The organism is Marivita sp., assembly GCF_020055635.1.
Classification (GTDB): Bacteria; Pseudomonadota; Alphaproteobacteria; order Rhodobacterales; family Rhodobacteraceae; genus Marivita.
Map to the genome: position 1 here is coordinate 118943 of NZ_JAIPUT010000003.1, position 22217 is coordinate 141159.

At 62.4% G+C, this 22217-nt stretch carries 24 protein-coding genes, 1 tRNA gene and 1 pseudogene; 9 read left to right on the forward strand and 17 right to left on the reverse strand.

What is annotated here, in order from left to right; all coding sequences use genetic code 11:
* Positions 1–135 precede the first annotated feature (135 nt).
* From LCF60_RS02795 to LCF60_RS02830, 8 genes are all read right to left on the reverse strand, one after another.
* Positions 136–1089, reverse strand: a complete 954-nt coding sequence (locus LCF60_RS02795) for a dipeptide ABC transporter ATP-binding protein (protein ID WP_292289496.1) — start codon at positions 1087–1089, stop codon at positions 136–138.
* Positions 1086–2072: an ABC transporter ATP-binding protein gene (locus tag LCF60_RS02800; RefSeq protein ID WP_292289497.1), complete on the reverse strand. Its 987-nt coding sequence runs from the start codon at positions 2070–2072 to the stop codon at positions 1086–1088. Before LCF60_RS02800 ends, LCF60_RS02795 begins: the two co-directional genes overlap by 4 nt.
* A 1-nt stretch (position 2073) precedes the next feature.
* Complete coding sequence (locus LCF60_RS02805) at positions 2074–2982, reverse strand: ABC transporter permease subunit (RefSeq protein ID WP_292289498.1); 909 nt, start codon at positions 2980–2982, stop codon at positions 2074–2076.
* Positions 2982–3989 (reverse strand): ABC transporter permease subunit, encoded by a 1008-nt coding sequence (locus LCF60_RS02810; protein WP_292289499.1) that lies wholly within the window; start codon positions 3987–3989, stop codon positions 2982–2984. The genes LCF60_RS02805 and LCF60_RS02810 overlap by 1 nt, the downstream gene beginning before the upstream one ends.
* A 160-nt stretch (positions 3990–4149) precedes the next feature.
* Positions 4150–5721 (reverse strand): ABC transporter substrate-binding protein, encoded by a 1572-nt coding sequence (locus LCF60_RS02815; protein WP_292289500.1) that lies wholly within the window; start codon positions 5719–5721, stop codon positions 4150–4152.
* A 468-nt stretch (positions 5722–6189) separates the two neighbouring features.
* Positions 6190–7743, reverse strand: coding sequence for a DUF4334 domain-containing protein (locus LCF60_RS02820; protein ID WP_292289501.1), 1554 nt, complete (start codon positions 7741–7743; stop codon positions 6190–6192).
* A 97-nt stretch (positions 7744–7840) separates the two neighbouring features.
* The gene (locus LCF60_RS02825; protein WP_292289502.1) at positions 7841–8620 is read right to left on the reverse strand and encodes an alpha/beta fold hydrolase; all 780 of its coding nucleotides are present in this window, start codon (positions 8618–8620) and stop codon (positions 7841–7843) included.
* Positions 8621–8698: 78 nt separating this feature from the next.
* Positions 8699–10225 (reverse strand): hypothetical protein, encoded by a 1527-nt coding sequence (locus LCF60_RS02830; RefSeq protein ID WP_292289503.1) that lies wholly within the window; start codon positions 10223–10225, stop codon positions 8699–8701.
* A 129-nt stretch (positions 10226–10354) separates the two neighbouring features.
* Here LCF60_RS02830 and LCF60_RS02835 point away from each other — a divergent pair, with 129 nt between their 5' ends.
* The 3 genes from LCF60_RS02835 to LCF60_RS02845 all read left to right on the forward strand — a co-directional run bounded on the left by LCF60_RS02835 (position 10355) and on the right by LCF60_RS02845 (position 13810).
* Entirely contained in the window at positions 10355–11947 is a 1593-nt protein-coding gene (locus LCF60_RS02835) for a winged helix-turn-helix domain-containing protein (protein ID WP_292289504.1), read from the forward strand.
* A gap of 287 nt (positions 11948–12234) precedes the next feature.
* Entirely contained in the window at positions 12235–12681 is a 447-nt protein-coding gene (locus tag LCF60_RS02840; protein ID WP_292289505.1) for a DUF4126 family protein, read from the forward strand.
* Positions 12682–13132: 451 nt separating this feature from the next.
* Positions 13133–13810, forward strand: a complete 678-nt coding sequence (locus tag LCF60_RS02845) for a glutathione S-transferase N-terminal domain-containing protein (protein ID WP_292289506.1) — start codon at positions 13133–13135, stop codon at positions 13808–13810.
* A 383-nt stretch (positions 13811–14193) separates the two neighbouring features.
* Here the strand turns inward: LCF60_RS02845 and LCF60_RS02850 are convergent, their stop codons facing one another.
* Positions 14194–15078 carry an NAD(P)-dependent oxidoreductase gene (locus LCF60_RS02850; protein WP_292289507.1) on the reverse strand — a complete coding sequence of 295 codons (885 nt, stop codon included), beginning with the start codon at positions 15076–15078 and terminating at the stop codon, positions 14194–14196.
* A gap of 228 nt (positions 15079–15306) precedes the next feature.
* Here LCF60_RS02850 and LCF60_RS02855 point away from each other — a divergent pair.
* Positions 15307–15649 (forward strand): annotated as a pseudogene (locus LCF60_RS02855) (IS5/IS1182 family transposase); the annotation flags it as partial.
* 162 nt (positions 15650–15811) lie between these two features.
* Here LCF60_RS02855 and LCF60_RS02860 read toward each other — a convergent pair.
* Positions 15812–15897 (reverse strand) — tRNA-Leu (locus tag LCF60_RS02860).
* Between the two features lie 151 nt (positions 15898–16048).
* Here LCF60_RS02860 and LCF60_RS02865 point away from each other — a divergent pair.
* Positions 16049–17029, forward strand: a complete 981-nt coding sequence (locus tag LCF60_RS02865; RefSeq protein WP_292289508.1) for a complex I NDUFA9 subunit family protein — start codon at positions 16049–16051, stop codon at positions 17027–17029.
* Between the two features lie 15 nt (positions 17030–17044).
* On the opposite strand, the gene LCF60_RS02870 is transcribed toward LCF60_RS02865, so the two are convergent.
* From LCF60_RS02870 to LCF60_RS02885, 4 genes are all read right to left on the reverse strand, one after another.
* Entirely contained in the window at positions 17045–17311 is a 267-nt protein-coding gene (locus LCF60_RS02870; protein ID WP_292289509.1) for a DUF6455 family protein, read from the reverse strand.
* The gene (locus LCF60_RS02875; RefSeq protein WP_292289510.1) at positions 17311–17604 is read right to left on the reverse strand and encodes a DUF6455 family protein; all 294 of its coding nucleotides are present in this window, start codon (positions 17602–17604) and stop codon (positions 17311–17313) included. Before LCF60_RS02875 ends, LCF60_RS02870 begins: the two co-directional genes overlap by 1 nt.
* Positions 17601–17855, reverse strand: a complete 255-nt coding sequence (locus tag LCF60_RS02880) for a DUF6455 family protein (protein ID WP_292289511.1) — start codon at positions 17853–17855, stop codon at positions 17601–17603. The genes LCF60_RS02875 and LCF60_RS02880 overlap by 4 nt, the downstream gene beginning before the upstream one ends.
* A 77-nt stretch (positions 17856–17932) precedes the next feature.
* Complete coding sequence (locus LCF60_RS02885; RefSeq protein ID WP_292289512.1) at positions 17933–18655, reverse strand: M48 family metallopeptidase; 723 nt, start codon at positions 18653–18655, stop codon at positions 17933–17935.
* 131 nt (positions 18656–18786) lie between these two features.
* On the opposite strand from LCF60_RS02885, the gene LCF60_RS02890 reads away from it, so the two are divergent.
* Positions 18787–19026, forward strand: a complete 240-nt coding sequence (locus LCF60_RS02890; RefSeq protein WP_292289513.1) for a hypothetical protein — start codon at positions 18787–18789, stop codon at positions 19024–19026.
* Here LCF60_RS02890 and LCF60_RS02895 read toward each other — a convergent pair.
* A complete protein-coding gene (locus tag LCF60_RS02895; protein WP_292289514.1) occupies positions 19023–19277 on the reverse strand; it encodes a DUF167 domain-containing protein in 255 nt (84 codons plus the stop codon). The two genes, LCF60_RS02890 and LCF60_RS02895, sit on opposite strands and share 4 nt — an antisense overlap.
* 78 nt (positions 19278–19355) lie before the next feature.
* Here LCF60_RS02895 and LCF60_RS02900 point away from each other — a divergent pair, with 78 nt between their 5' ends.
* Together LCF60_RS02900 and LCF60_RS02905 are read left to right on the forward strand one after the other, a co-directional pair.
* The gene (locus LCF60_RS02900) at positions 19356–19934 is read left to right on the forward strand and encodes a nitroreductase (protein WP_292289515.1); all 579 of its coding nucleotides are present in this window, start codon (positions 19356–19358) and stop codon (positions 19932–19934) included.
* The gene (locus tag LCF60_RS02905; RefSeq protein WP_292289563.1) at positions 19931–20656 is read left to right on the forward strand and encodes an EI24 domain-containing protein; all 726 of its coding nucleotides are present in this window, start codon (positions 19931–19933) and stop codon (positions 20654–20656) included. The genes LCF60_RS02900 and LCF60_RS02905 overlap by 4 nt, the downstream gene beginning before the upstream one ends.
* Here LCF60_RS02905 and LCF60_RS02910 read toward each other — a convergent pair.
* Positions 20586–20882, reverse strand: a complete 297-nt coding sequence (locus tag LCF60_RS02910; RefSeq protein WP_292289516.1) for a DUF1467 family protein — start codon at positions 20880–20882, stop codon at positions 20586–20588. The genes LCF60_RS02905 and LCF60_RS02910 overlap by 71 nt on opposite strands.
* Positions 20883–20918: 36 nt before the next feature.
* Entirely contained in the window at positions 20919–21323 is a 405-nt protein-coding gene (gene mce, locus LCF60_RS02915) for a methylmalonyl-CoA epimerase (protein WP_292289518.1), read from the reverse strand.
* Positions 21324–21449: 126 nt separating this feature from the next.
* On the opposite strand from mce, the gene LCF60_RS02920 reads away from it, so the two are divergent.
* Positions 21450–22166: a response regulator gene (locus LCF60_RS02920; protein WP_292289520.1), complete on the forward strand. Its 717-nt coding sequence runs from the start codon at positions 21450–21452 to the stop codon at positions 22164–22166.
* Positions 22167–22217 lie beyond the last annotated feature (51 nt).

Here is a 22217-nt window from a genome sequence, read left to right on the forward strand (position 1 = left end):
AGGTATTCGTAAATCGGTGCTCGGGAGAGGGTTGCTCCCGGACGTGCTCGGCCAGATCCCAGTGCTGCGCGACAGCCCCGTTCGCCGCGCGATCTTTAGGATCGACAGCTTCAACAACCGTCGGTCTTGCGCCCGTCAATTCTCTGGAAAGAAGCACGCCGCCGGGTGCGGGATGTCGAAAAGTTCCGGGCGCTCCGCACGGCATTTGTCCTGCGCCTTCCAGCAGCGGGGCGCAAAGGGGCAGCCGGGTGGGATTGCAAGCGGCGACGGCAGTTCGCCCGCGAGCTTGATACGCTGCTTGGCGCGCTTGGGGTCGGCACTCGGCGTCGCGGAAAGCAGCGCCTTCGTGTAAGGATGGCGCGGCGCGGCGAAGACCTCGTCCTTCGGCCCGGTCTCGACCGGACGGCCAAGGTACATCACGATGATATCGTCCGCCACGTGCTTTACCACGGACAGGTCATGGCTGATGAACAGATAAGCCAGGCTCATCCGCTCCTGCAGGTCGAGAAGCAGGTTCAGGATCTGGCTCTGGATCGACAGATCGAGCGCCGACACCGGCTCGTCGAGGACCAGAAGCTTTGGCTCCAGCATCAGGGCCCGCGCCACGGCGATCCGCTGGCGCTGGCCGCCCGAGAACATGTGGGGATAGCGGTCGTAATGCTCCTCGCGCAGACCGACGAGGCGCATCATTTCGCGGCCCTTCTCGGCGCGCTCCGCAGCGGACATGTCCGGACGGTTGATCTTCAACGGCTCTTCCAGGATCGCGCCGATCCGCTGACGCAGGTTCAGCGAGCCGTAGGGGTCCTGAAAGACGATCTGCACATCGGTACGCAAATCGCGCCACTTGTCCGGTGTCGCGGTCTTGCCGCCGATGGTCAGCGTGCCCGATGTAGGTTCCTCGATCAGCGTGACCATGCGGGCCAGCGTGGACTTGCCGCAGCCGCTTTCGCCGACGACGGCGAGGGTCTTGCCCGGCTCGATGCTGAAGGATGTGCCGGCCACGGCACGGACGATGCCCGGTTTCGAGAACATCCCTCCGCCCACCTGGTATTCGCGGGCGAGATTGTCGGCGGTGACGACGGCGGTCATGCGTGTTCCTCCTCGACCCCGGCCGGAACGTTCAGCGGATAATGGCAGCGCGCAAGCCCGATCGGGCGGGGCTGGACCGGCGGCGGGATGTCGCGGCAGCGCTCGTCGGCGAACTTGCAGCGCGGAGAAAAGAGGCAGCCCCGCGGCCGGTCGTGCTGGCCCGGCACGACGCCCGGAATGGTCGGCAGCCGGCGCTCGGTCGCGCGCTCCGGCAGGGCGGCGAGCAACGCGGCGGTGTAGGGGTGATGCGGGCGTTCGAACAGGTCGGCCACTGGCTGATCCTCGACCTTCTGGCCGGCATATTGCACCGCCACGCGCTCGGCCGTTTCGGCGACCACGCCCATGTCGTGGGTGATGAGGATCAGGCCCATCCCGGTCTCTTTCTGGAGATCGGTCAGCAGATCGAGGATCTGCGCCTGGATCGTCACGTCAAGCGCCGTCGTTGGTTCATCCGCGATCAGAAGGCGGGGCCGGCAGGCGATGGCCATGGCGATCATCACGCGTTGGTTCATGCCGCCCGAAAGCTGGTGCGGAAAGGCCTTCAGCCGCCGTTCGGGGTCGGGAATGCCGACCATCTCGAACAACTCGATGGCGCGGGCCTGCCGGGCCTTCTTGTCCAGGTCGAGATGCTCCTGAAGCGCCTCGCGGATCTGGAAACCCACGGTAAAGCACGGATTGAGCGAAGACATCGGCTCCTGAAAGATCATCGCGAGATCCTTGCCGATGAGATTCCGGCGTTCCTTCCGCGGCATCTTGCGCAGGTCGCGTCCGTCAAAGCTCATCTCGTCGGCGGTGATCGTCGCGGTCCATGGCAGCAGGCCCATCGTTGCGAGCATAGACACCGATTTGCCCGAGCCGCTTTCGCCGACGATGGCGAGAATCTCACCCTTCTCGACATCGACATCGACGGAGTCGACGGCGCGGAACGGGCCCGAGGCTGTGGTAAACTCCACCGAGAGATTGCGTATCTTCAGAAGTGACATGTCAACTCCGCCTGAGCTTCGGATCGAGCGCGTCGCGCAGGCCGTCGCCCATCAGGTTGATCGACAGGACCGTGACAAGGATGGCAAGGCCAGGGAGGGTGATGACCCACCAGGCGCGCAGCACGAATTCGCGGGCATCAGCCAGCATCGTGCCCCATTCCGGCGTCGGTGGCTGGGCGCCCATCCCGAGGAAGCCAAGCGCGGCGGCGTCGAGAATCGCGGTCGAGAAGGACAGCGCCGCCTGGACGATGATTGGCGCAAGGCAGTTGGGCAGCACCGTCACGAACATCAGCCGAGGAAGCCGCGCCCCCGCAACGCGGGCAGAGGTCACATAGTCCTTCGTGCGCTCGTTGAGGACGCTGGCACGGGTCAGGCGGACATAGTGCGGCTGAAGGACGAGCGCGATGGCGATCATCGCGTTCAGCAGCGAGGGGCCCAGGACCGCCACCAGCACGAGGGCGAGCAGCAGCGACGGGAACGCCAGGATGATGTCCATCAGTCGCATGATGATCGTGTCGAGCCACTTGGGCGCGAAGCCCGCGAGCAGACCGATCAGAATTCCGCCGGTCGCGGCGACGACGACCACGACCACGCCCACGAAGAACGAAAAGCGGGCTCCGTGGATGAGGCGCGAGAGCATGTCCCGGCCGAGCGCGTCGGTCCCCAAGGGGAACTCCCACGTGCCGCCGTTCTGCCAGAAGGGTGGCTGAAGCGCATGTTGCCGGAACTGGGCGGCCGGGTCGTAGGGCGCGAGCAGGTCGGCGAAAACGGCGACCAGAAACACCGCGAGAAAGACCCAGAAGCCGATCACGGCGCCGCGGTTCTCGCTGAAGTAGCTCCAGAATTCGGACAGGCGGCCAGGGCGGCCTGTCGGAACGGTGCGGGCGGTCTGGGAGGATGCGTCGGCCATCAGCGTTTCCGGATCTTGGGGTTGATGAAGCCGTAGAGGATGTCGACGGTCAAATTCACGAGCATCACGATAAGGGCGATCAGCAGCAGGCCCCCCTGCACGACCGGATAGTCGCGCCGGAAGATCGAATCGACCATCCACTTGCCGATGCCCGGCCAGGAAAAGATTGTCTCCGTCAGGATCGCGCCCGCCATCAGGGTGCCGACGCTCAGGCCGATCACGGTGATCACGGGAATCATCGCGTTGCGCAGGGCGTGCAGGCCGTTGACGCGCGACGCGCTCAGCCCCTTGGCGCGCGCGGTACGGATGTAGTCCTCGGACAGGACTTCGAGCATGGCCGAGCGGGTCTGCCGTGCGATGACGGCAAGCGGGATCGTACCGAGCACGATCGAGGGCAGGATCAGATGATGCACCGCCGAGGCGAACGCGCCCTCCTGTCCCGAGAGCAGGGAATCGATCAGCATGAAGCCGGTAACGTCATCGAAGAAGTAGAGCAGGCCCATTCGGCCTGACACGGGTGTCCAGCCCAGCCAGCCCGAAACGACGATGATGAGAAGCAGCGCCCACCAAAAAATCGGCATCGAGTAGCCGACGAGCGCCGTCGACATCAGCGCCCGATCGAAGAACTTGCCCCGGTAGACCGCCGCGATCACGCCAGCCGGAATGCCCAGCACGACCGCGAAGATCATCGCGCAGATGGACAGCTCGAGCGTGGCGGGAAAGAGTGTGAAGAACTCGCCCCAGACGGGTCGGTTCGTCACGAAGCTGGTACCCAGATCGCCCTGCAGCACACCGGTAAAGTAGTCCCAGAATTGTCGCCAGAGTGGCTGATCGTAACCGAAGCGCTGGAGCAGTTCCTGATAGCGTTCCTCCGTCATGCCGCGTTCGCCGGCCATCACGATGATCGGATCACCCGGCAGAACGCGGATGAAGGCGAAAGAGATCAGCGTGACCCCCAGAAAGGTGGGCACGAAGGTGATCAGGCGGGAGAGGATATACTTCAGCATCGGGTCGCGCCTATTATCTCCTGTGGAGCGGAGGTCAATGGCATGGGGCGGTTTCCCTCGCGAAAGCACATCTGATTTCGTCGAGTGGTGGGCCGCAAATGACCATCCGCCCCTCGAAATGAACGCGGGGTCCCGCAGGACCCCGCAGGGACCGTCTGCCTTATTCGGCCAGGCTCACATCGTCGAAGATGTGACCGCCCAGCGGATGGACGATGTAGTCCTCCACTTCGGCCCGTACCGGCATGAACACCGTCGAGTGCGCGATCGTCACCCAAGGCGCCTGTTCCTTGAAGACGACCTGAGCCTCCTCATAGAGTTGCGCCCGGTCGGCCTGGTCGGTCAGCGTCTTGGCCTCGAGGATCAGCTCGTCGAACGGCTCGTGGCACCACTGCGCGCGGTTGGCGCCGCCGACCCCGTCGCAGCTGAGAAGCACGCCAAGGAAGTTGTCCGGATCGCCGTTGTCGCCGGTCCAGCCCAGCAGCACCGCACCGTCGCGGTCCAGTTCACTGGAACGCTCTAGGTATTCGCCCCACTCATAGGAGACGACTTCGACGTCGACGCCGACCTCGGACAGGTCTTCCTGGATCAGCTCGGCCATGCGGCGGGCGTTCGGATTGTACGGACGCTGCACCGGCATCGCCCAGACATTCATCGAAAGGTCGGTCACGCCGGCCTCTTCGAGCATCTGCCGGGCCTGTTCGGGATCATATGGATAGTCCTCGACCGCGTCATTGTAGGACCACATGGTCGGCGGGATCGGGTTCTTCGCAACGCGACCGGTTCCCTGAAAGACGACGTCGATGATCGCGTCTCGGTCGATGGCCATGTTGATCGCGCGTCGCACGACGGGGTTGTCGAACGGCTCCTGGGTGGTGTTGAACGCCAGATAGCCGACGTTCAGCCCCTCCTGCTCCTTCAACTCGAGCTCGGTGTTGGAGCGGATCGAGTCGATGTCGGCCGGATTAGGATACGGCATGACGTGGCATTCGCCTGCCTGCAGGCGCTGCAGCCGGACGGAGGCGTCCGGCGTGATTGCAAAGACCAGGTTGTCGACCTTGGGGATGTCGTCCTCCCAGTAATTCTCGTTCGCAGCGTAGCGGATCACCGCGTCCGTCTGATAGTCTTGGAAGTTGAACGGACCGGTGCCGATCGGACGCTGGTTCAGCATCTCCGGCGTGCCGGCCTCGGCCATGGCATCGGCATATTCCTTCGACACGATCGAGGCGAAATCCATCGCGAGATTGGCGATGAAGGGGGCCTCGGGCCGCGTCAGGTTGAAGCGCACGGTCATGTCGTCGACCTTCTCGATCGAATCGATGAGATCGCCCATGCCCATTGAATTGAAGTATTCGCCGTTCCAGCCCTCCACCATTTGGCGCTCGAACGTATAGATCACATCATCGGCGTTCAGCGGCCGCGATGGCGTGAAGAGATCGTTCGAGTGGAATTGCACGTCCGGGCGCAGCGTGAACGTGTAACTCAGGCCATCCTCGGAGGCCTCGTAGCTTTCGGCCAGGCCGGGGACAACGTTCGTCGTGCCCGTCTGGAATTCCACCAGTTGATTGTAGACCGTGTGCGAGGAGGCGTCGAAGGTCGTGCCGGAGGTATAGAGCGCCGGATCAAAACCCTCGGGCGAGCCCTCGGAGCAATATACCAGCGTCTGAGCCGCCGTTGACGTGGCGGCGAAGGCAGCGACGATGCCGGTCGTCGCGAGTAGATGACGGAACTTCATTTCAGTCTCCTGTTGGTTTCAGTTTCTCGAAGACTCGTCTGCTGGCGGGATAAGACGACTAAGATTGAAGCTGCCATCGGCTAAACTGTAATGACCTGCCCAAGCTCCCGAATATCGGCTGTGGCCCTCCATGCCGCGCCCCGGATGTCCTCTGCATTTCTTGCAACAGGAAACCGCGTTCGATCGCAAGAGTTCCCCCTGAAAAAAAATTTTGCGCCTGCGCATGAGACGGCGCTGAAAGCGGGGTCGCCGGATTCCGGTTCTGACCGCTGAATGTCAAATGGTCGCGCTCGCGTCGTAAGCGTTCGATTTTCCACACTTTCTCGGAGGCGCCACGATCACCTAAGACGACTGCTTCCGCGATCAGAAAATCAACGGGCTGACCGAAATGCTGCCATGGGACTGGACGCAAGCAGCACAGCCACACAGCGAGGCAAGAGATCAATTGGGAAGCGGTCCGCGTGCCTTTCACCCACTGACCGAACCCTTGGTCAGAAGGAAGAAGTACGGAGGCGCGCCGCGCATCTCCATGAGGCCGAGGATGCGCCTCTCGTCTATGCGGCGAAAATGGTCGACGATGGGTTGCCGGTCGTAGATCATCGCGGCGCTCGGGCTTCCGCGGAACTCGACACTGGCAAGCCGCGCGGCAGGCCGGGAAGTGCGCAAGATCCGCCCAAGAACCCGGAATACTGCGCGGGAAGGGGCGCTCTTTGCAAGGCGCGGCCAGCGCAGTGCGATGCCGACGGGCATCATTCGCGGGTCGAGCGCGATGCCGGGCTCGAAGACCAGCGGATCGATGTGATCGACACCGGCGAAGCGCTTGCCGCGCCAGCCAAGATGCTCAAGCAGGCCGTCGAGCGGATGTCCCGTCGGCAATCCGAGCCCGCGCCACTCGCCGAACATCTCCTCCGGCATCACGGGCGGAAGGCTGTCGAACCGCGCCAGAGCCGCCTCGGTCGAGACGCCCGTGCGGCGCCAACGGCGTACCCAGTTCGGCCCGGTCTCGAGGCGAGGCGCTGTCCGCTGGGGAACCTCGTCGTGACCGAGCGCGTGCGCCAGTTCGGCCTCGAGTGCGCCGGGCCTGTCGGCATAGCGGGCCGAGTGGTGAAAGCCGGCGACCCGGCGCGCGCCCGATGCGCACGCGATCTCTCCGGCAGCGCGCGCGGTGAGATGTGCCGTCGCCTTGGCCAAGTCGCGATCATCATCGAGAAAGGGCGTCTCGATGAACAGGTGGTCGGCGTCACAGGCAAGCCGGATGATCCGGGCGCGGTTCGCCTCCGTGTCAGCAGCGTCTGTGACATAGACGATCCGTTGGCCGGGACCGATTTTGAAAACCTGACTGCGCAGATCGCCGAGCAATAGGGGGCCGTGGCCGGGAACGTCCACCGGATGATCATCCGGTGCGCCGCCGCGGATCGCGGTCTTGGCTTGCTCAAGCCAGGGGCCGACCGGCAGGTCCATCTCGCCGAGAGCGGTTTTCCAGACGTTGACGCGAAGACTTTCCCGGAGGGCGAAGGCAAGGGACGGGATGCCGTGGTCGAGGGCTACGCTCTCGACGGTGAGGTCGTCTTCGGCGAGCGCGACCCCTTCGGCCAGGTCCGGCAGAGCAAGCTCGCGGCGGCGGAAGGCGTCACGGGCTCGGAACTCGGCCGCGCGCACGATCCGACTTCCATTGAACTCCTGCACCGTGAGACGGAAGTCGGTGGAGGTTTCGTCGAGGAGATTCCAGGTGAATGCGTCGAGGCGGGCCTCGACCTGACGAACAAAGCCCTCGGGACCGGTCATGCAGAGCGGGCGCGGCCGGTGGAGGCGCAGGCGTAGGAGCCTGTCAGTACCCGCAACGTGGTCCATGTGGGCGTGCGAGACGAACACGTGGCTGACCCGCAGAAGCTCGCGCGGGGTCAGCGGCGACAGATCGCCCATGTCGAAAAGCATGGCGCGTCGGCTGAAGCGGAAGTCGAGATAGACGCCGGGATCGCCGTCGGTCGAGTTCACGAGGCGGGGCTGCACGAGCTGGGTCATGAGTTCACCGGAACAGGGAGGGTTCCAATTCGCTTGGCACGGGTGCCCATCGGGCGGCGACAGGCTGCGCCAACCACACAAACCCTTGCATCACGCCTCATCCCTGCACCGTCTTCAGGATGACCTCTGCTGCCTCATTCGGACGATCCCATTGCGGAAAGTGACCGCACCGGTCGAACCAGTGCAGATGTGCGGTCGGAAAGGCTGCCTGCGCGCGCTGTGCCTGCCGGGGCAGCAGGAGCCGGTCCTTGCGACCCCAGCCGATCGTCACCCGTCCGGGCGGTGCCATTGTCCCCTCCTGCAACGGACCGCGCGCCAGTTCACGCAGCATCCCATCGAAGACGTCCGTCTCGGCGATCGACGTCAATTCGTTCCGGACCAGCGTGGGATCAAGGGCGCCGGGATGTGCCGACAGCTGCGCAAGCAGCGCCGTTCGCGCGGCCCGGCTTTGCGACAGTGCCGGGATGCGCCGCCGCAAGAGCCGCACCAGCCGGACCGACGCAGCCAAGGTCGAGCGGAACCAGGCAATCTCCCAGCCATGCCAGAAACCGCCCGGATCATAGGCGACCGTGTGGCCGCCCGTTCCGCGACGTGCCAGTTCCAACACCAACCGGGCACCGACGGAGCTGCCGACGGTATCGATGCCCGCCAGCCCGTTGCTGTCGATGAAGCGTTCCAGCGCATCCGCATGGGCCGCGATCGTCTGACGCCCCGGCAGCGGCGGAGACTGCCCGTGGCCCGGCAGATCGACCAGCACCAGCTCGCGCGCGCGACCGAGCGCTGGCACGATGCTGTCCCAAGACCGCACACTTCCGCCCAGCCCGTGCACCAACAGCAAAGGCTGACCGGCACCGTGACGTTCGAAATTCAAGTCCATGCTCGTCAACGATCCGCGAAGGGCATGGTTTCATGGCGGACTGCGCGGCTACCGCCGATGCCGTATCCTGTCCAAGTCCTACTCTCCCGACGCGCGCTCAAGCCCGGCAAGACTGCGCCGCCTGTTGGGCGATGTGTCAAGAGCCGCCCGATAGGCAACCTTGGCCCTTGGCCCGTCAGCAAGTTCGAGCAGCAAGTCCCCCAGAAGTTCCCTCGCAGGCAGGACATGACCCGGCGTTACCGGGGCCTTGCCGGCCCTGTCTTCGACCTCCGCAGCCTCGTACATCAGGTCGACCGCGGTGTTGGTATCTTCTCGTGCCAGCGCGACCCACGCTTCTATGGTCTTGCTCTGGGCCTCCAGAAGCGCCAGCCAATAGCCGAGTTCCCGGGCTTTCATGACCTTCCCAAGCTCTGCCAGTTGGTCAAGCGCGCCCTCGGCTGCCGCCAGGTCTCCGGAGCGGGCTGCACCAATACCCTTGGCGTACCAGCGGATCGCGACGGCCTGCGGGAATCGCTCCCAACTGATCGCCGGGTTCATGTCGGTCGGAAGGCCAGCGGCACCAGCCCAATCGTCCCGTTCCAGCGCCAGCCGTGTTGCCGTGGCTGCTTCTGCATACGCGGACCCGAACGTGTTCTCCACGTTCGGATGCAAGCCCATCTCAGCAAGAAGCGACTCGGCGGCAGCAGAATCTCCCGCTTGCAGATGGGCATAAATGGCATAGTCGATGGCATGAGGGTAGTGATCCGCAATGACGTCTCCCTCTGTCTGGGCCAGCACGGCAGCGGCGCTGCGTGCGTTCCAGGCCGCCGATTCCTCCCACAAGCCGAGACGGGTGAAGATATGCGACGGCATATGCAGCGCATGGGGAACCTCGGGTGCGATCGTGTCGTAGCCCCGCGCGGTTTCCAGAGCGTGGTCGGCAAGGGCGGGATGGTCGTAGGCGTGAATGGCATAGTGATAGCCCGCCGGATGCAGAGGCGCCTTTTCGCGCAACGCGTCCATTCGGGCACCGGCATCTCTCAGTTCCGGCACCGCGTCGGGTCCGCGGGGGGCCATGGTCAACTGGGCCAGCGCGTCGAAGGCGGCGGCGTCGAGATCCTCGGGATAGGCCTCGTCGACCTGGCGCTGCTTGTCGGCCCAGGCGGCAAGCCGTTCGCGAAAGGTCTTGTCTTCGCCTTCATAGAACGCCGTCACCGCCTCGACATAGGCGGCCTCGCGCGGCGTGCCGGGGTCCAATTCGGCAAGACGCGCGACCGCGGCGCGTCCGGCCTCGGTCTCTTCGGGCGACGGCCCGCCGGGCCAGAGCGGATGGAACTTGGTCATTGCGATGCCCCATTGTGCCATCGCGCAGTCGGAATCCGCTTCTGCCGCAGTTTCGAACGCGTGGGCCGACTGCCGGTACATCATGTGATGCAATAGCAGCAAGCCGGTCTCGAAGGTCGGCTGCGCGTCGTCGTTGCAGGATGTCGCAAACTCGACCTGCCCCAAATCGGCGGTGGTCAGCCCTTTGGGCATGGTATCGGGCGAATGCGACATGGACGGCGCTGACAGCATCATCAAGGCCGCTGTCGAGACCGAGAGATTGATGTTCCGGGCGAATGGCATCGGGTGTTCCTCCTTGCGGGTTGAGGCGGCCGCATCGCAACCCGTCCGGTTTAGGGTTTTGGCATCAGGATGCGGCATGATATCTTTTCATCGGAGGCCGCCGATGTGCTGAATGGCAAACGAAATGAATTGAAATCTGTTGAAATCGATCTTGGCCCGGCCAGGTTCGACAGCGTCTCCGGTTATCTTTTCGACAAGGACGGGAAGGAACTGGACCTGCGTCACCAGTCTCGCGAAGTGCTCAAGGTCCTTGCGCGTCATCCCGGGCAGACGGTGTCGCAAGACAGGCTCATCGACCAGGTCTGGTCTGGGCGCAGCGTATCGACTGACAGCGTCGCACAATGTATCACGGAAATCCGCCGCGTGCTGGACGACAGGGAAAAGCGCGTGATCGAAACCGTTCCGCGCAAGGGCTACAGGCTGGTGCTGCCAGTGACCGCGCGCAAGCAAAGCCGCAGGGGCATCGTGATCGCGGTGAGCTTCGTGCTGATTGTCTGTCTTGCGCTGGTCTGGACTCTGTCATCCTCACCGCCAGCGGCGCGGGCCGCACCGGTCATCGCAGTCCTGCCGTTCGACGACTTCAGCGCAGCACCGCATCAGGGCTACCTGAGCGATGCGATCGGAGAAAGCATCATCACCATGCTGGCGCGCTATCCGCAACTGGCGGTGATTTCACGCAACTCAAGCTTTCAGTTTCGCGAATCCGATCTGGGCATCTCGGAAATTGCCAAGAGGCTCGGGGCCGACTTCGTGCTCGAGGGCAGTCAGCAATATGATGGATCGCGATTGCGCATTACGGCGCAGTTGATTGACGGCGCATCGGAGACCCATCTTTGGGCGGACGAGGTGGACGTCCCGTTGGACGCCTTGCTGGAAGCGAACAGCCAGATCAGCGGAAAGATCGCCAATGCGGTGGGTTTCACTGTCATTGATACGGCCGAGGCGCGCATGACGGCGGACGATGTCAGCGCGCTGATGATCGGAAACGCTGCGCAAAGCCGGATCATGCGAAGTTTCACCCGCGAAAACCTGATGAAGAACCTTGAAGAACAGGAACAATCCATTCGGGACTACCCTGAGTCCGCCTGGGGTCATCTCGGCCAGGCATTGTCGCTGCGCATCGGATTGCGCTACGGCTGGATCGATGGCGACGAAGCCGCGATCCGCAAGCGCATGAACGACCTTGCGCGCCGGGGTGTCGAGCTCGACCCGAACAATTACATGGCCTATCACGCTCTCGGTCGCGTCCTGATCCACAACCGCGACGTTGAGGCAGCGATCGGCGCATTCCGGCGCGGTGTGGACCTGAACCCGTCGTCGTCGCTTGTGACCATGGGCCTGGCCGACGCGCTGGTCTATGTCGGCAAGACGGACGAGGCACTTGAGGTGATCGCCAGGCTGGAGCGTATCGACCCGCTGTACGGCTTTGGTCTGACATGGGCCAAATCCTCGGCCCTTTGGCAAGCCGGAGAGTGCAAACAGGCCCTCGATGCCTTTCAGGCGACCCCCTCGATGCCGGTCGCGGCCTACAAGGAGCTCGCCGCGATTCATCACTGCCTTGGCAACCAGGAAAAGGCGACCACGGCAATGCAGGACTACCTTGCGGAAAATCCAACCTGGACCTTGTCCCGGGAGCGGGAAATCAACACAGGAATGTGGACAGCTCCGGGTGCCCTGGAACGTTGGCTCAATGCGCTCGAACTTGCGGGCATGCCGAATTGAGGCGCCACAGGCAGAGCAGCTTTGAGTGTTGGAAGCTGTTTTGCCGGCTATCGACACTGAAACATGCAAAGCAGACTTAAAAAACGTGCACTGAGTTCACGCTTTTCTGCTTAGCCGGGCCCGCTTCAAGCCCCTCGGCAACGTGTGCCGATGCGCATCGGTGCCGTACCAAGGGCAGGCGTGGAGAGGGTAACGGCGCACGGCCCGGACCCTTTTCGCCGCGAGGCAATTCCGGAACTTGTTGTGGCGAGCCAGCGTTGTTGCAGGCGAACGGATAGGACGCTTTCATGCTACGCTCGATCCTGATGGGCCTTGTCGCTGGCCAGCGCTCGATGGCCCCACTTGCTGCATTGGCTGGTGCCGCACGTCTGGGCACGCTCCTGCACGACAATCCCGAGACGCGACTGATGGGTCGCCCTCTGGTCGCGGCAGGCGGAGTGGCGATGGCGGCGGCGGAAATGGCGGGCGACAAGATGAAGACCGCTCCCGACCGCACGGTTTTCCTTGGTCTGGTTGCAAGAACCGTGACTGGCGGCTTCGCAGGCGCGGCCCTCGCTCCGCCACGGCGCCAGTTCGAAGGGGCGGCGCTCGGAGTCGGGGCTGCGATAGCTTCGTCATACTGCGGACTTGCAACTCGAAAACGGGCAATGCAGCACGCGAACCAGACAACCTCCGGCTTCATCGAGGATGCCCTCGTCCTCTCGGCAGCATTCGCGATCGCAAACGCGAGGTAAAGATCGGCCCAAGCGGTTGCCTCCTATTAGCCCGGATCGAGATCTGTCCGTGCTGGGTGACTGACTCAGACCACGTCCACCAGCGTTCCACCGGCGTCTGCCCGGCCCCGCACACTTTGTCTTTGGTCAAGTGCGGACGTCGGCAGTGAGACTCAACGGCAAGAGTCGCAGCTGGAACGTTTTTCGCCCAGCGCGAGTGCCGCCACGTTTCGAAGACGCCATCATGCGGTCGCCAGAGCGGCGCTTCCAGCACTGGCAGGGTCCACCTCGTCCGGGACTTGGCGATGACAGCTTGCGATGATCTTGCAGGCATTGGCAATTCTGATCGGAAGCCTGACCGCGTCGTGGAGCGAAAACGCTTCGAATTCGTTTACGGAGCGTATCTTACGCCGCTTTCTTTTGTCGGCTGAGTGCCAATCCGCTTCAACCTTCATAAAAAGGACCTTCGACCATGTCAGACTTCACCCTCTACTACTGGCCAATTCCGTTTCGTGGCGAGTTCGTCCGGGCGCTCCTCGCCCATGCTGGTGCAACGGTCGACGAGCCCGACAGCGACGCGGTCGTCGCGATGATGGAGAGGGACCCGCGCGATCAGCCGGTCCCCCACATGGCACCGCCGATGCTGGTGGACAACGCGTCCGGCCAGGCGATCGCCGAGATGCCGGCGATCTGCCTGTGGCTGGGCGAGCGGTTTGGCCTGATGCCGATCGACCCGCATCCGAGGGCGCTCGCGCTGAAGATCATAAACGACGCCAACGATGTCCTGGACGAAATGACGCTCGATGGCGGAAAGGCGATGTGGACGCCCAAATCCTGGGCCGACTACCTTCCGCGCCTGCGCCGCTGGATGACGATCTGGGAGGCGACGGTGGAGCAAGATCTCCTTTCCGCAAACCAGGGTGACTTGGGAACAATCGCGACCGCAACTCTGTGGGGGGCGATGACAGAGCGACTGCCCCAACTTCTCCCACTTCTTCGCGAAGAGGCTCCGAGTGTCGTCAGGCTTGCGGAACAGGCCCGGTCGCAAGGCGCGCTTGCCGCCCAGGCCGAGGAGAGCCGGAAGCGCTTCGGCAACGCCTGGTGCGGTGGTGAGATCGAAAAGTCATTGCGCCAGGTGGTGCAAGATTGACCGACGCGCGAAAGGGCTGCGGTGTGCCACCCCTGCGCTTCGTGGCGCAGAGAGCGATCCAGAAGTTCAGTGCCCGTTGCCGGCCATCGACCTACCGGTATCGTGACGCGACGAACCACTAAGCTTTTCTGCAGCGTCTGCTCAAGTCGACTTTCGCGGGACCGGCAGACCTCGGGTCATCAAGCTGGAAGGCCGTGACTGACCGGCAGCAGAATCCTGCACATCTTGATCCGCTCCGATGCGGATTTTTAAGGTGCCGCGAATGGCAGGTTCGACGGGGCGCACCGCAGCGTGGCGAGGTCCCGACGAGTGACTGCAACGGGCCGATTCTTGTTGAAAAGCGCGCGGCACCTTGTTTCGATTAGAAGTCCAGGAGGGCACTATCACTGCAATACATCCCGCCAGGAGTGCTTCGGCTGAAACGCAACCATCTTTTTCGCCTTCTTGTTGGAAAAGAATGTCTCGTCCGTGCCCATCTCACCGCGGACTTCGACACCCTGGTAGAACCGTTCGATCACCTCTTCCGAGGCAATACCGACTGACATGTCGTCGTTTGACACGTTGAATACCTGGTAGCCCAGCCCATCAGTTATCAGACAGCAATCCACCATGTGTCCCAAGTCGCGGGCGTCGATATACGCAAAGATGTTGCGGCGGCGGAGCGCGGGATTTTCCATGAATGCCGGAAAATTCTCAGCATATTCTTCCGGCTCGATAACGTTGTTGATCCGCAATCCGTAAATGTCAGCGCCGGTCCGAGCCTGAAAGGACCGGGCGGTCATCTCGTTGCAGACCTTCGACATGGCGTAGCTGTCATGGGGCACAGTCGGATGGGTTTCATCAATCGGCACGAAATCCGGTTTCAACTCTCCTTCGGCAAAGCACACGCCATAGGTCGTCTCCGAGCTTGCAAAGATGATTTTTGGAACACCCAGCTTCACGGCCGCCTCGATCACGTTGTAGGTGGTCAACGTGTTTTGCCGAAAGCACTCCCCATCAGTGCCGATCATGACGCGGGGGATCGCAGCGAAATGCACGACCGCGTCATAGGTTGGAACACCGGTGCCCGCGTCCAGCTCGGAGCCTTCGACGAACTGGGACATGGCCCCGATGACTTGGCCCGCGTCGCAAAGGTCAACCAGCAGCTCGGGACAATCCAGACCTGAAGGGGTTTGGTCCACATTCACCACGTGGTGGCCTTGCGCCTGCAAATGCCGGATCGCCCACTTGCCCGCCTTGCCGCTACCGCCTGTAAAGAAAACCCGCATCTCGCCCTCCAATTTTCAGCACCTTTGTGCCATTCAGATTTGAGGTTAATGATGGCCCACCAAAAGCTCGAAGAGCAAGGCATTGCAGAGCAATGACCGGCCATCGGATCAATTTCTTGTCCGAGATAGGCGGTGTCTGGGTCCGAGCATAACTGGTGACCCTCAGAAAACTCGACCCGCGTATCAACGAGAAAAAGCAGCCAAGAATGCGATGCTTTGATGAGACAGCGTGGCCGCCTGATCGGTCGCACCAAGGGCGGCATGACCACCAAGCTGCACGCCATCTGCGACAGTCAAGGGAGGCCGTTCAGCTTTTTCGTCACCGCTGGACAGGAAAGCGACTACATCGGTGCGCGGGCGCTGCCGAGCAGCTTGCCAGACGTCAAATGGGGGCTCCGAGACAGGGGGTACGACGCCGCCTGGTTCCGAGAAGCGTTGATACAAACGGCGCAACCGCATCGAGATCATGTTTGGCAGGCTCAAGGATTGGAGGCGCGTGGCGACACGCCATGACGGCTGTCCAAAGGCCTTCCTTTCAGCCATCGCCCCCGCTGCAGGCGTCATTTACTGATGATGATGAATCCTGACCCAAAGTCACCCGACACTCTTCTGATGAAGTAGAAAATCCCGTCCTTGCTAAAGGTATACCGTGCTGATTTGTTCTCCGACATGTTCGACGCCTCGGCTAGCTCCGTGAAAAAGCCGATGCAAATCAGTATATTGTACGGATTTTTGGTGCCCAGGAGAGGACTCGAACCTCCACGGCCTTGCGGCCACTGGCACCTGAAGCCAGCGCGTCTACCATTCCGCCACCTGGGCAGGTGTCGTGAGGCTGGCGTTTAATCCTGTCCCGGATGGGTGTCAACGGAGTTTTTTGGGCGCGTGCACATCCCTTTGCGGCAATCCAACACCTTGCTCGCGGGGGGCGACGGAGATAGAGGTCTAGCAGGCACTGACCGGGAGCATTCACATGTCCAAACTCGTCACCATTTACGGCGGCTCGGGGTTTGTCGGGCGCTATATCGCGCGACGGATGGCCAAGGAAGGTTGGCGCGTTCGTGTCGCTGTGCGACGCCCGAACGAGGCGATTTTTGTCAAACCCTACGGGGTGGTCGGGCAGGTCGAACCGATCCTCTGCAACATCCGCGATGATGCCAGCGTGCGCGCAGCGATGCAAGGAGCCGATGCGGTGGTCAACTGCGTCGGAGTTCTGGCAGAGTCCGGCAAGAACACGTTCGAGGCAGTTCAGGCCGAAGGCGCGGGGCGTGTTGCACGGCTGGCGGCCGAAGCCGGAATCGCCACGATGGTGCAGATATCGGCCATCGGGGCGGACACGACCGGCGACAGCGCTTACCAGCGCACCAAGGCCAAGGGCGAATCGGCGGTACTGGAACATATGCCCAATGCTGTGATCTTGCGCCCGTCCATCGTGTTCGGACCGGAAGACGCGTTCTTCAACCGCTTCGCGGACATGACGCGTTTCGGCCCGGTCCTGCCTGTCGTCGGCGCGGACACCAGATTTCAGCCCGTCTACGCGGATGACATCGCCAAGGCCGCTTGCCTGGCGATCATCGGCAAGGCCACGCCCGGGATCTACGAGTTGGGCGGGCCCGACGTGAACACGTTCCGCGAACTGATGCAGCACATGCTCAAGGTCATCCGTCGTCGTCGCCTAATCGTGAACATTCCATTCCCGGTCGCAACCCTCATGGGCGCGCTGTTCGACCTTGCGAACACCATAAGCTTCGGCCTGATCCCTGCGGCGATCACCCGCGATCAGGTCAAGAACCTGCGCACCGACAACGTGGTTTCTGACGGGGTAAAGACTTTCGCGGACCTCGGAATCAAACCTGTCGCGTTGGAAGCCGTGCTGCCGGATTACCTGTGGCGCTTTCGTCCTTCGGGGCAATATTCCGAAGTCAAGGAAAGCGCAAAGAACCTGCGCGCCTGAGCGTCATGGTGCGCCTCATTGTGGGCGCGCCAGCCTTTCCAGCACCTTCGCGTTCGCGCAGCCCGGCGGCGCCGTGGGTGTGATTGTCGCCTGCTCGGCAAGCCAACATGTGCAAGCCTCGACGAACGCGCATCCACGGCAGGATGTCACCAGCGCGGAATACTCCTGCGCCGAGAGGTGGCCGCTGGCCATCGCTTCGGACAGGTTCACCCCCATGACGCGGGCCACGCTTCGCGTCAGCCAGAAGTGCAGTTCAGGGTCACCCAGGATGTCTTTTGGCATCATCTTTGCCTTTCGGACAATTTCTTGAAAATCTTGGCATTGATACAGTCCATCGGCGGCTGTGCCGAGGACTCGCTCTCGTGCCGGCTCAGCCAGCGTTTGCAACCTTGCGTCCACTGGCACGCCCGGCATCGCTGGATCATGTCCACCCAAGCTTCGGGCTCCAGGTCTCCGTCGCCGGCGGCCTGAGCCGTGTCGACACCGCAGGTCTTGGCCATCCGCTGCACCAGCCAGAAATGCACGCCGGTGTCGCCCAGCGGCTTCCAGGGAACGGGTTTTGACGCGCCGGTCATTCGGATCTCAGGTCTTGGAACAAACTCACGTTGCGGCAGTAGTCGGGCAGTCTGATTTCAGGTGCAGTGCTGTCGAGCAGGCATTTGCACGCGTCCGGTTGCGTGCATCCCAGACAGCGGTCGACAGCATGTTCAAATCGATCTTCGCTCAGTTCGCCGCGCAGGATCAATTCCTCGAGATCCACGCCTTGGCGGTCGGCCATCCCAAGGACCATCTGCGTGTGTGTTTCGCGCTTGGAGTCGTAGGACATTACAATGCTCCTCATTGTGCTGTCCCTAGGGTAAGCCGGGATATCCTGTCAGGCTTTGATGCAGGTCAAGGCCCGGGTCATAGCCCTTCTGCCGTGCGTCGCACGATTTCCATCCGGGCGGCGTTGGGCGGATGAGTGCCTAGGAATCGGTTACCCGGATCCGGGATCCTGTTGAAGAACTGCGCTCCGCGCACGGGATTGTATCCGGAGCGGGCCGTTATCACCGTCCCCAGCCGATCGGCCTCCAGTTCGAATTCCTTTGAATAGGTCCGCGCGCCCAATGAGGCCCCGATCTGTTCCGCTGACTGCACCACGGTCGCGTCGGCCCCGCCCAGCGCAACGAGACCCGAAAGGATGGTGGCCCCCACATAGGCATTCTGTTGGGTCCGGGCCAGATGCCCAAGCACGTGATGGGCCGCCTCGTGCCCCATGACAAAGGCCAGTTCATCTGCATTGTCCACCGAGGCGATCAAGGCCAGATTGAACGCCAGGATCGGACGCCCGGTGCGATCTACGGTCTGAAATGCGTTGGGTGGCTGACCCATCCGGTCATCGACCACGATCTGGAAATCGCAATTCGCGCCTGGCGCAAGGCGGCGGCATTCGCGTTCGGCGACCGGTTCGACCGTCTGAGCCACGTCCACAAACTGGCGCGCGGCGATCCCGGCCCGGCTGCGCGCTTCCTGTTCGGACAGACGGGGCTGGTCCGCGCCCGGTCGAGACGGCACCGGCGCCTGCGTCACAGGCGAAACCTCGCAAGCCGTCAGGGCGGCAAAGGCCAGAACAAAAAGCCAGCGCATGTCAGTCACTCCTGCTCATGAAGCCTTGAAAGTAAAACGAACAGGCTGGTTCTGCCAGCCCGGAATTCAGCTCGGTGATTTTCCGCAGATGCGTCTTTGCATGAACCGGAGGACCGCGCTACGGTTCCCCCATGTTTAGTATCGAACACGAATTCGACTCGACGGTCGTGACCCTTGTGGACGAGGGCGAAAGTCCGTTGCAGGAAGACGTCATCGTCAATGGCTTCGAGGAATGCATCACGGTCGAGCAATACGATCCGCGCACCGACAGGGTGAACAGGATCACCTTTTCAATGTCACAGATGCGCGACCTTGCTGCGGCGATATCGCTGCCCGAAGGCGTCTATTCGCGCGAAGAGACGCCGGGCTAGTCCAACCGGATCACCTTGTCCCGTCCCTTTTGTCCCCGCACCAGGGACAGCCGCGTCTTGGCGACACCCAGCGCCGTCGCGAAAAGCTTGATCACGGCCGCGTTCGCCTGCCCGTCTGATGCCGGCGCCGTGACGCTGATCTTGATTGTCTCGCCGTCCGTCTCCAGTTTGTCGGCGCGCGCGTTGGGTGTCACTCGAATGGTAAAGACCGTTCCGGTAGTGGCGAGATGCGCATGACTGTTCTTTGACATGGTTTCGTCCTATCACGCCTGAAACTGCACCCGAAGCCCGGCACTGGGCTCGCCCGCGAGACACAACAAGGAAGCGATATGCCCGACGCCAACACAGCGGTTCTGGAGTTCCTGCTTACCAGACGGTCGCGACCTGCCAAGATCCTGCAAGCTCCGGCCCCCGATCGCGCGGCGCTTCTGCCGATCCTGACAGCAGCGGCCCGCACGCCCGATCATGGAAAGCTTGAACCGTGGCGCTTCATCGTGCTGGAACGAGCCGCGCTCCAGCGATTGGCAGAGGCGGTCGAAACATGCGGTGCGGAGACCGAGCGCGACAGCGAAGACATCGCCAAGGCCCGCAAACAGTTCGAGGACAGTCCCCTTTGCGTCGCCGTTGTCGAGGTCCGCAAACCGTCCGAGAAAATTCCGGCCATCGAACAGACCTACTCTGCCGGGGCTGTCTGCCTTGCGCTTCTCAATGCCGCGCTGGCCTCTGGATGGGGGGCGAACTGGCTGAGCGGATGGCCGTCGCATGATAGCGGATTCTGCCGCTCTGCGCTTGGGCTGAAAGATGACGAACGTGTCGCGGGGTTCATCCATATCGGGACCGCCTCCTCGGTACCGCCGGACCGCCCGCGCCCGGATATCGACGCCATCACGACATGGGTCGACGCATGATCCTGCGCAGTTTTCTTCTGACCCTGGGTCAGCTTGCCGATCCGCGTTTCCGAAAGGTTCTGTTTCTCGGCGTCGGACTTGGCTTTGCCCTGCTGGTCGCGTTCTTCGCGGGCCTCATGTGGGTTCTGAATGCCAGTTTCGGCCCCGAGGCCACATTGCCTTTCATTGGCGAAGTCACCTGGCTTGACGATCTGCTCAGCTGGACCGCCTTCATCTCGATGATCATTCTGTCGGTGTTCCTGATGGTGCCGGTCGCTTCGGCCATCACGTCACTGTTCCTCGATGATGTCGCCGACGCGGTCGAGGATCGCCACTATACACATCTGCCCAAGGCCGACCGCGTCCCTTGGGGAGATGCGCTGCGCGATACGGTGAATTTCCTTGGGGTCCTCGTCGCTGCGAATATCTTTGCGGTGATCCTGTATTTCATGTTTCCGCCATTTGCGATTTTCATCTTCTGGGGGCTGAACGGATTCCTGCTGGGCCGCGAATACTTCACCCTTGCCGCCATGCGCCGCGAAGGTCGCGCCGGTGCCAGGATTCTGCGCAAGCGCCATGCCGGGAAAATCTGGATCGCCGGAACCCTGATGGCGATGCCGTTATCGCTACCGCTGGTGAACCTCGTGATACCGATCCTGGGCGCCGCGACCTTTACCCACCTGTACCATCAGATTCAGTCAAGGGCGCCATCCGACCAAAAAAGTCCAGATCGCGGATCGTGATCCAGCCGGAAAGAATGACACCGGCGATGATGATCCACAGCACGACGCTGACACCGGTCGTGATCCATGCCTTTTTCTTGAGGTTGTGGACTTCGGGGGAACCCGCGTGGGTGCCCGGCACGACCTGCCCGACATCACCCTGGGTCTGCAACCGGATCGGAATCACGATCAGAAAGACCATGAACCAGATCACGGCGAACAGGACGATGGCAGAGGTGATGGACATTGGGGCTGCTCCTTCAAGGCGTCAAATGGGGCTGTTTCAGACTTGTTCCAGTTCCACGAGGCACCCATTGAAATCTTTCGGGTGCAAAAAAAGCACTGGCTTGCCATGCGCGCCGATTTTCGGCGTTCCGTCGCCCAGCACCCGCGCGCCTGTTGCCTTCAGATGGTCCCGCGCTGCCAGAATGTCATCGACTTCATAGCAAACGTGATGAATGCCGCCGGACGGGTTTTTTTCAAGGAATCCGATGATCGGGCTGTTTTCCCCAAGGGGATAGAGAAGTTCGATCTTGGTGTTGGGCAGTTCAATGAACACCACCGTCACTCCATGATCCGGTTCGTCCTGCGGTTCCCCCACTGCAGCGCCCAGCGCGGTACGGTACTGGTCGGCAGCCGCTTCGAGGTCGGGCACGGCGATGGCTACGTGATTCAAACGTCCGATCATCTGGTTTCTCCGTCATGGCTTTGGCGCGGTTATCCCCCGACGCAGGAAACCAGACAAGAGGGTTGGACGCATTAACCGTCTGTTAGCCAACCCCGCGCCAAAGTGAAGCGACTCATGGAGGGCGATATGATTGACGATGAGGCCTTGGACCAATTTCGCAGACCCACGGGAACCCGGCCCCTGCTCGGGCTGACCATCCTCGCGGTCGAAGACAGCCGCTATGCCTGCGATGCTCTCAGGCTCTTGTGCCTGCACAGCGGCGCTCGGCTCAGGCGCGCCGATTGCCTGCGGTCGGGGCGCCGGCACCTCCAGGTCTATCGCCCGTCAGTGGTCATCGTGGACATGGGCTTGCCCGACGGCAGCGGCGCGGACCTGATCGCGGAACTGTCCAACGCCATTCCGCGCGTCTCGGTGATCCTCGGCACCAGCGGAGACAGCTTTGCCGAGGACGTGGCCTATGCCGCCGGGGCCGACGGCTTCCTCTCCAAGCCGATCGCCAATCTCGCAGTTTTCCAGAACGCCGTCCTGCAACATTTGCCCCGGGACAGGCAGCCCGGCGGCGTGCGTGCCGTGCGCGCCGATCCGATCTGTCCCGACCCAATCGCGTTTCGTGAAGACATGGCGCATATGGCCGAAATTCTGGGCGGACCGGTGAATGACCACATGATCGATTATGTCACGCTTTTTCTGCGTGGCGTCGCCCGCACCGCCGAAGACGAGGCCTTGGAAAATGCCGCTTTCGACCTGGCACAAGCACAGTCAGACGGAGCGCCTCTGACCGGTCGCGTCGCGCATCTGGCGGGGCTGGTGCAGGCCCGATTGTCGGACGCGGTTGCAATCTGAAAAGCGCAAAAATGGCACACGCGTCTCAAAACAAAAACGGCGCCACACCGG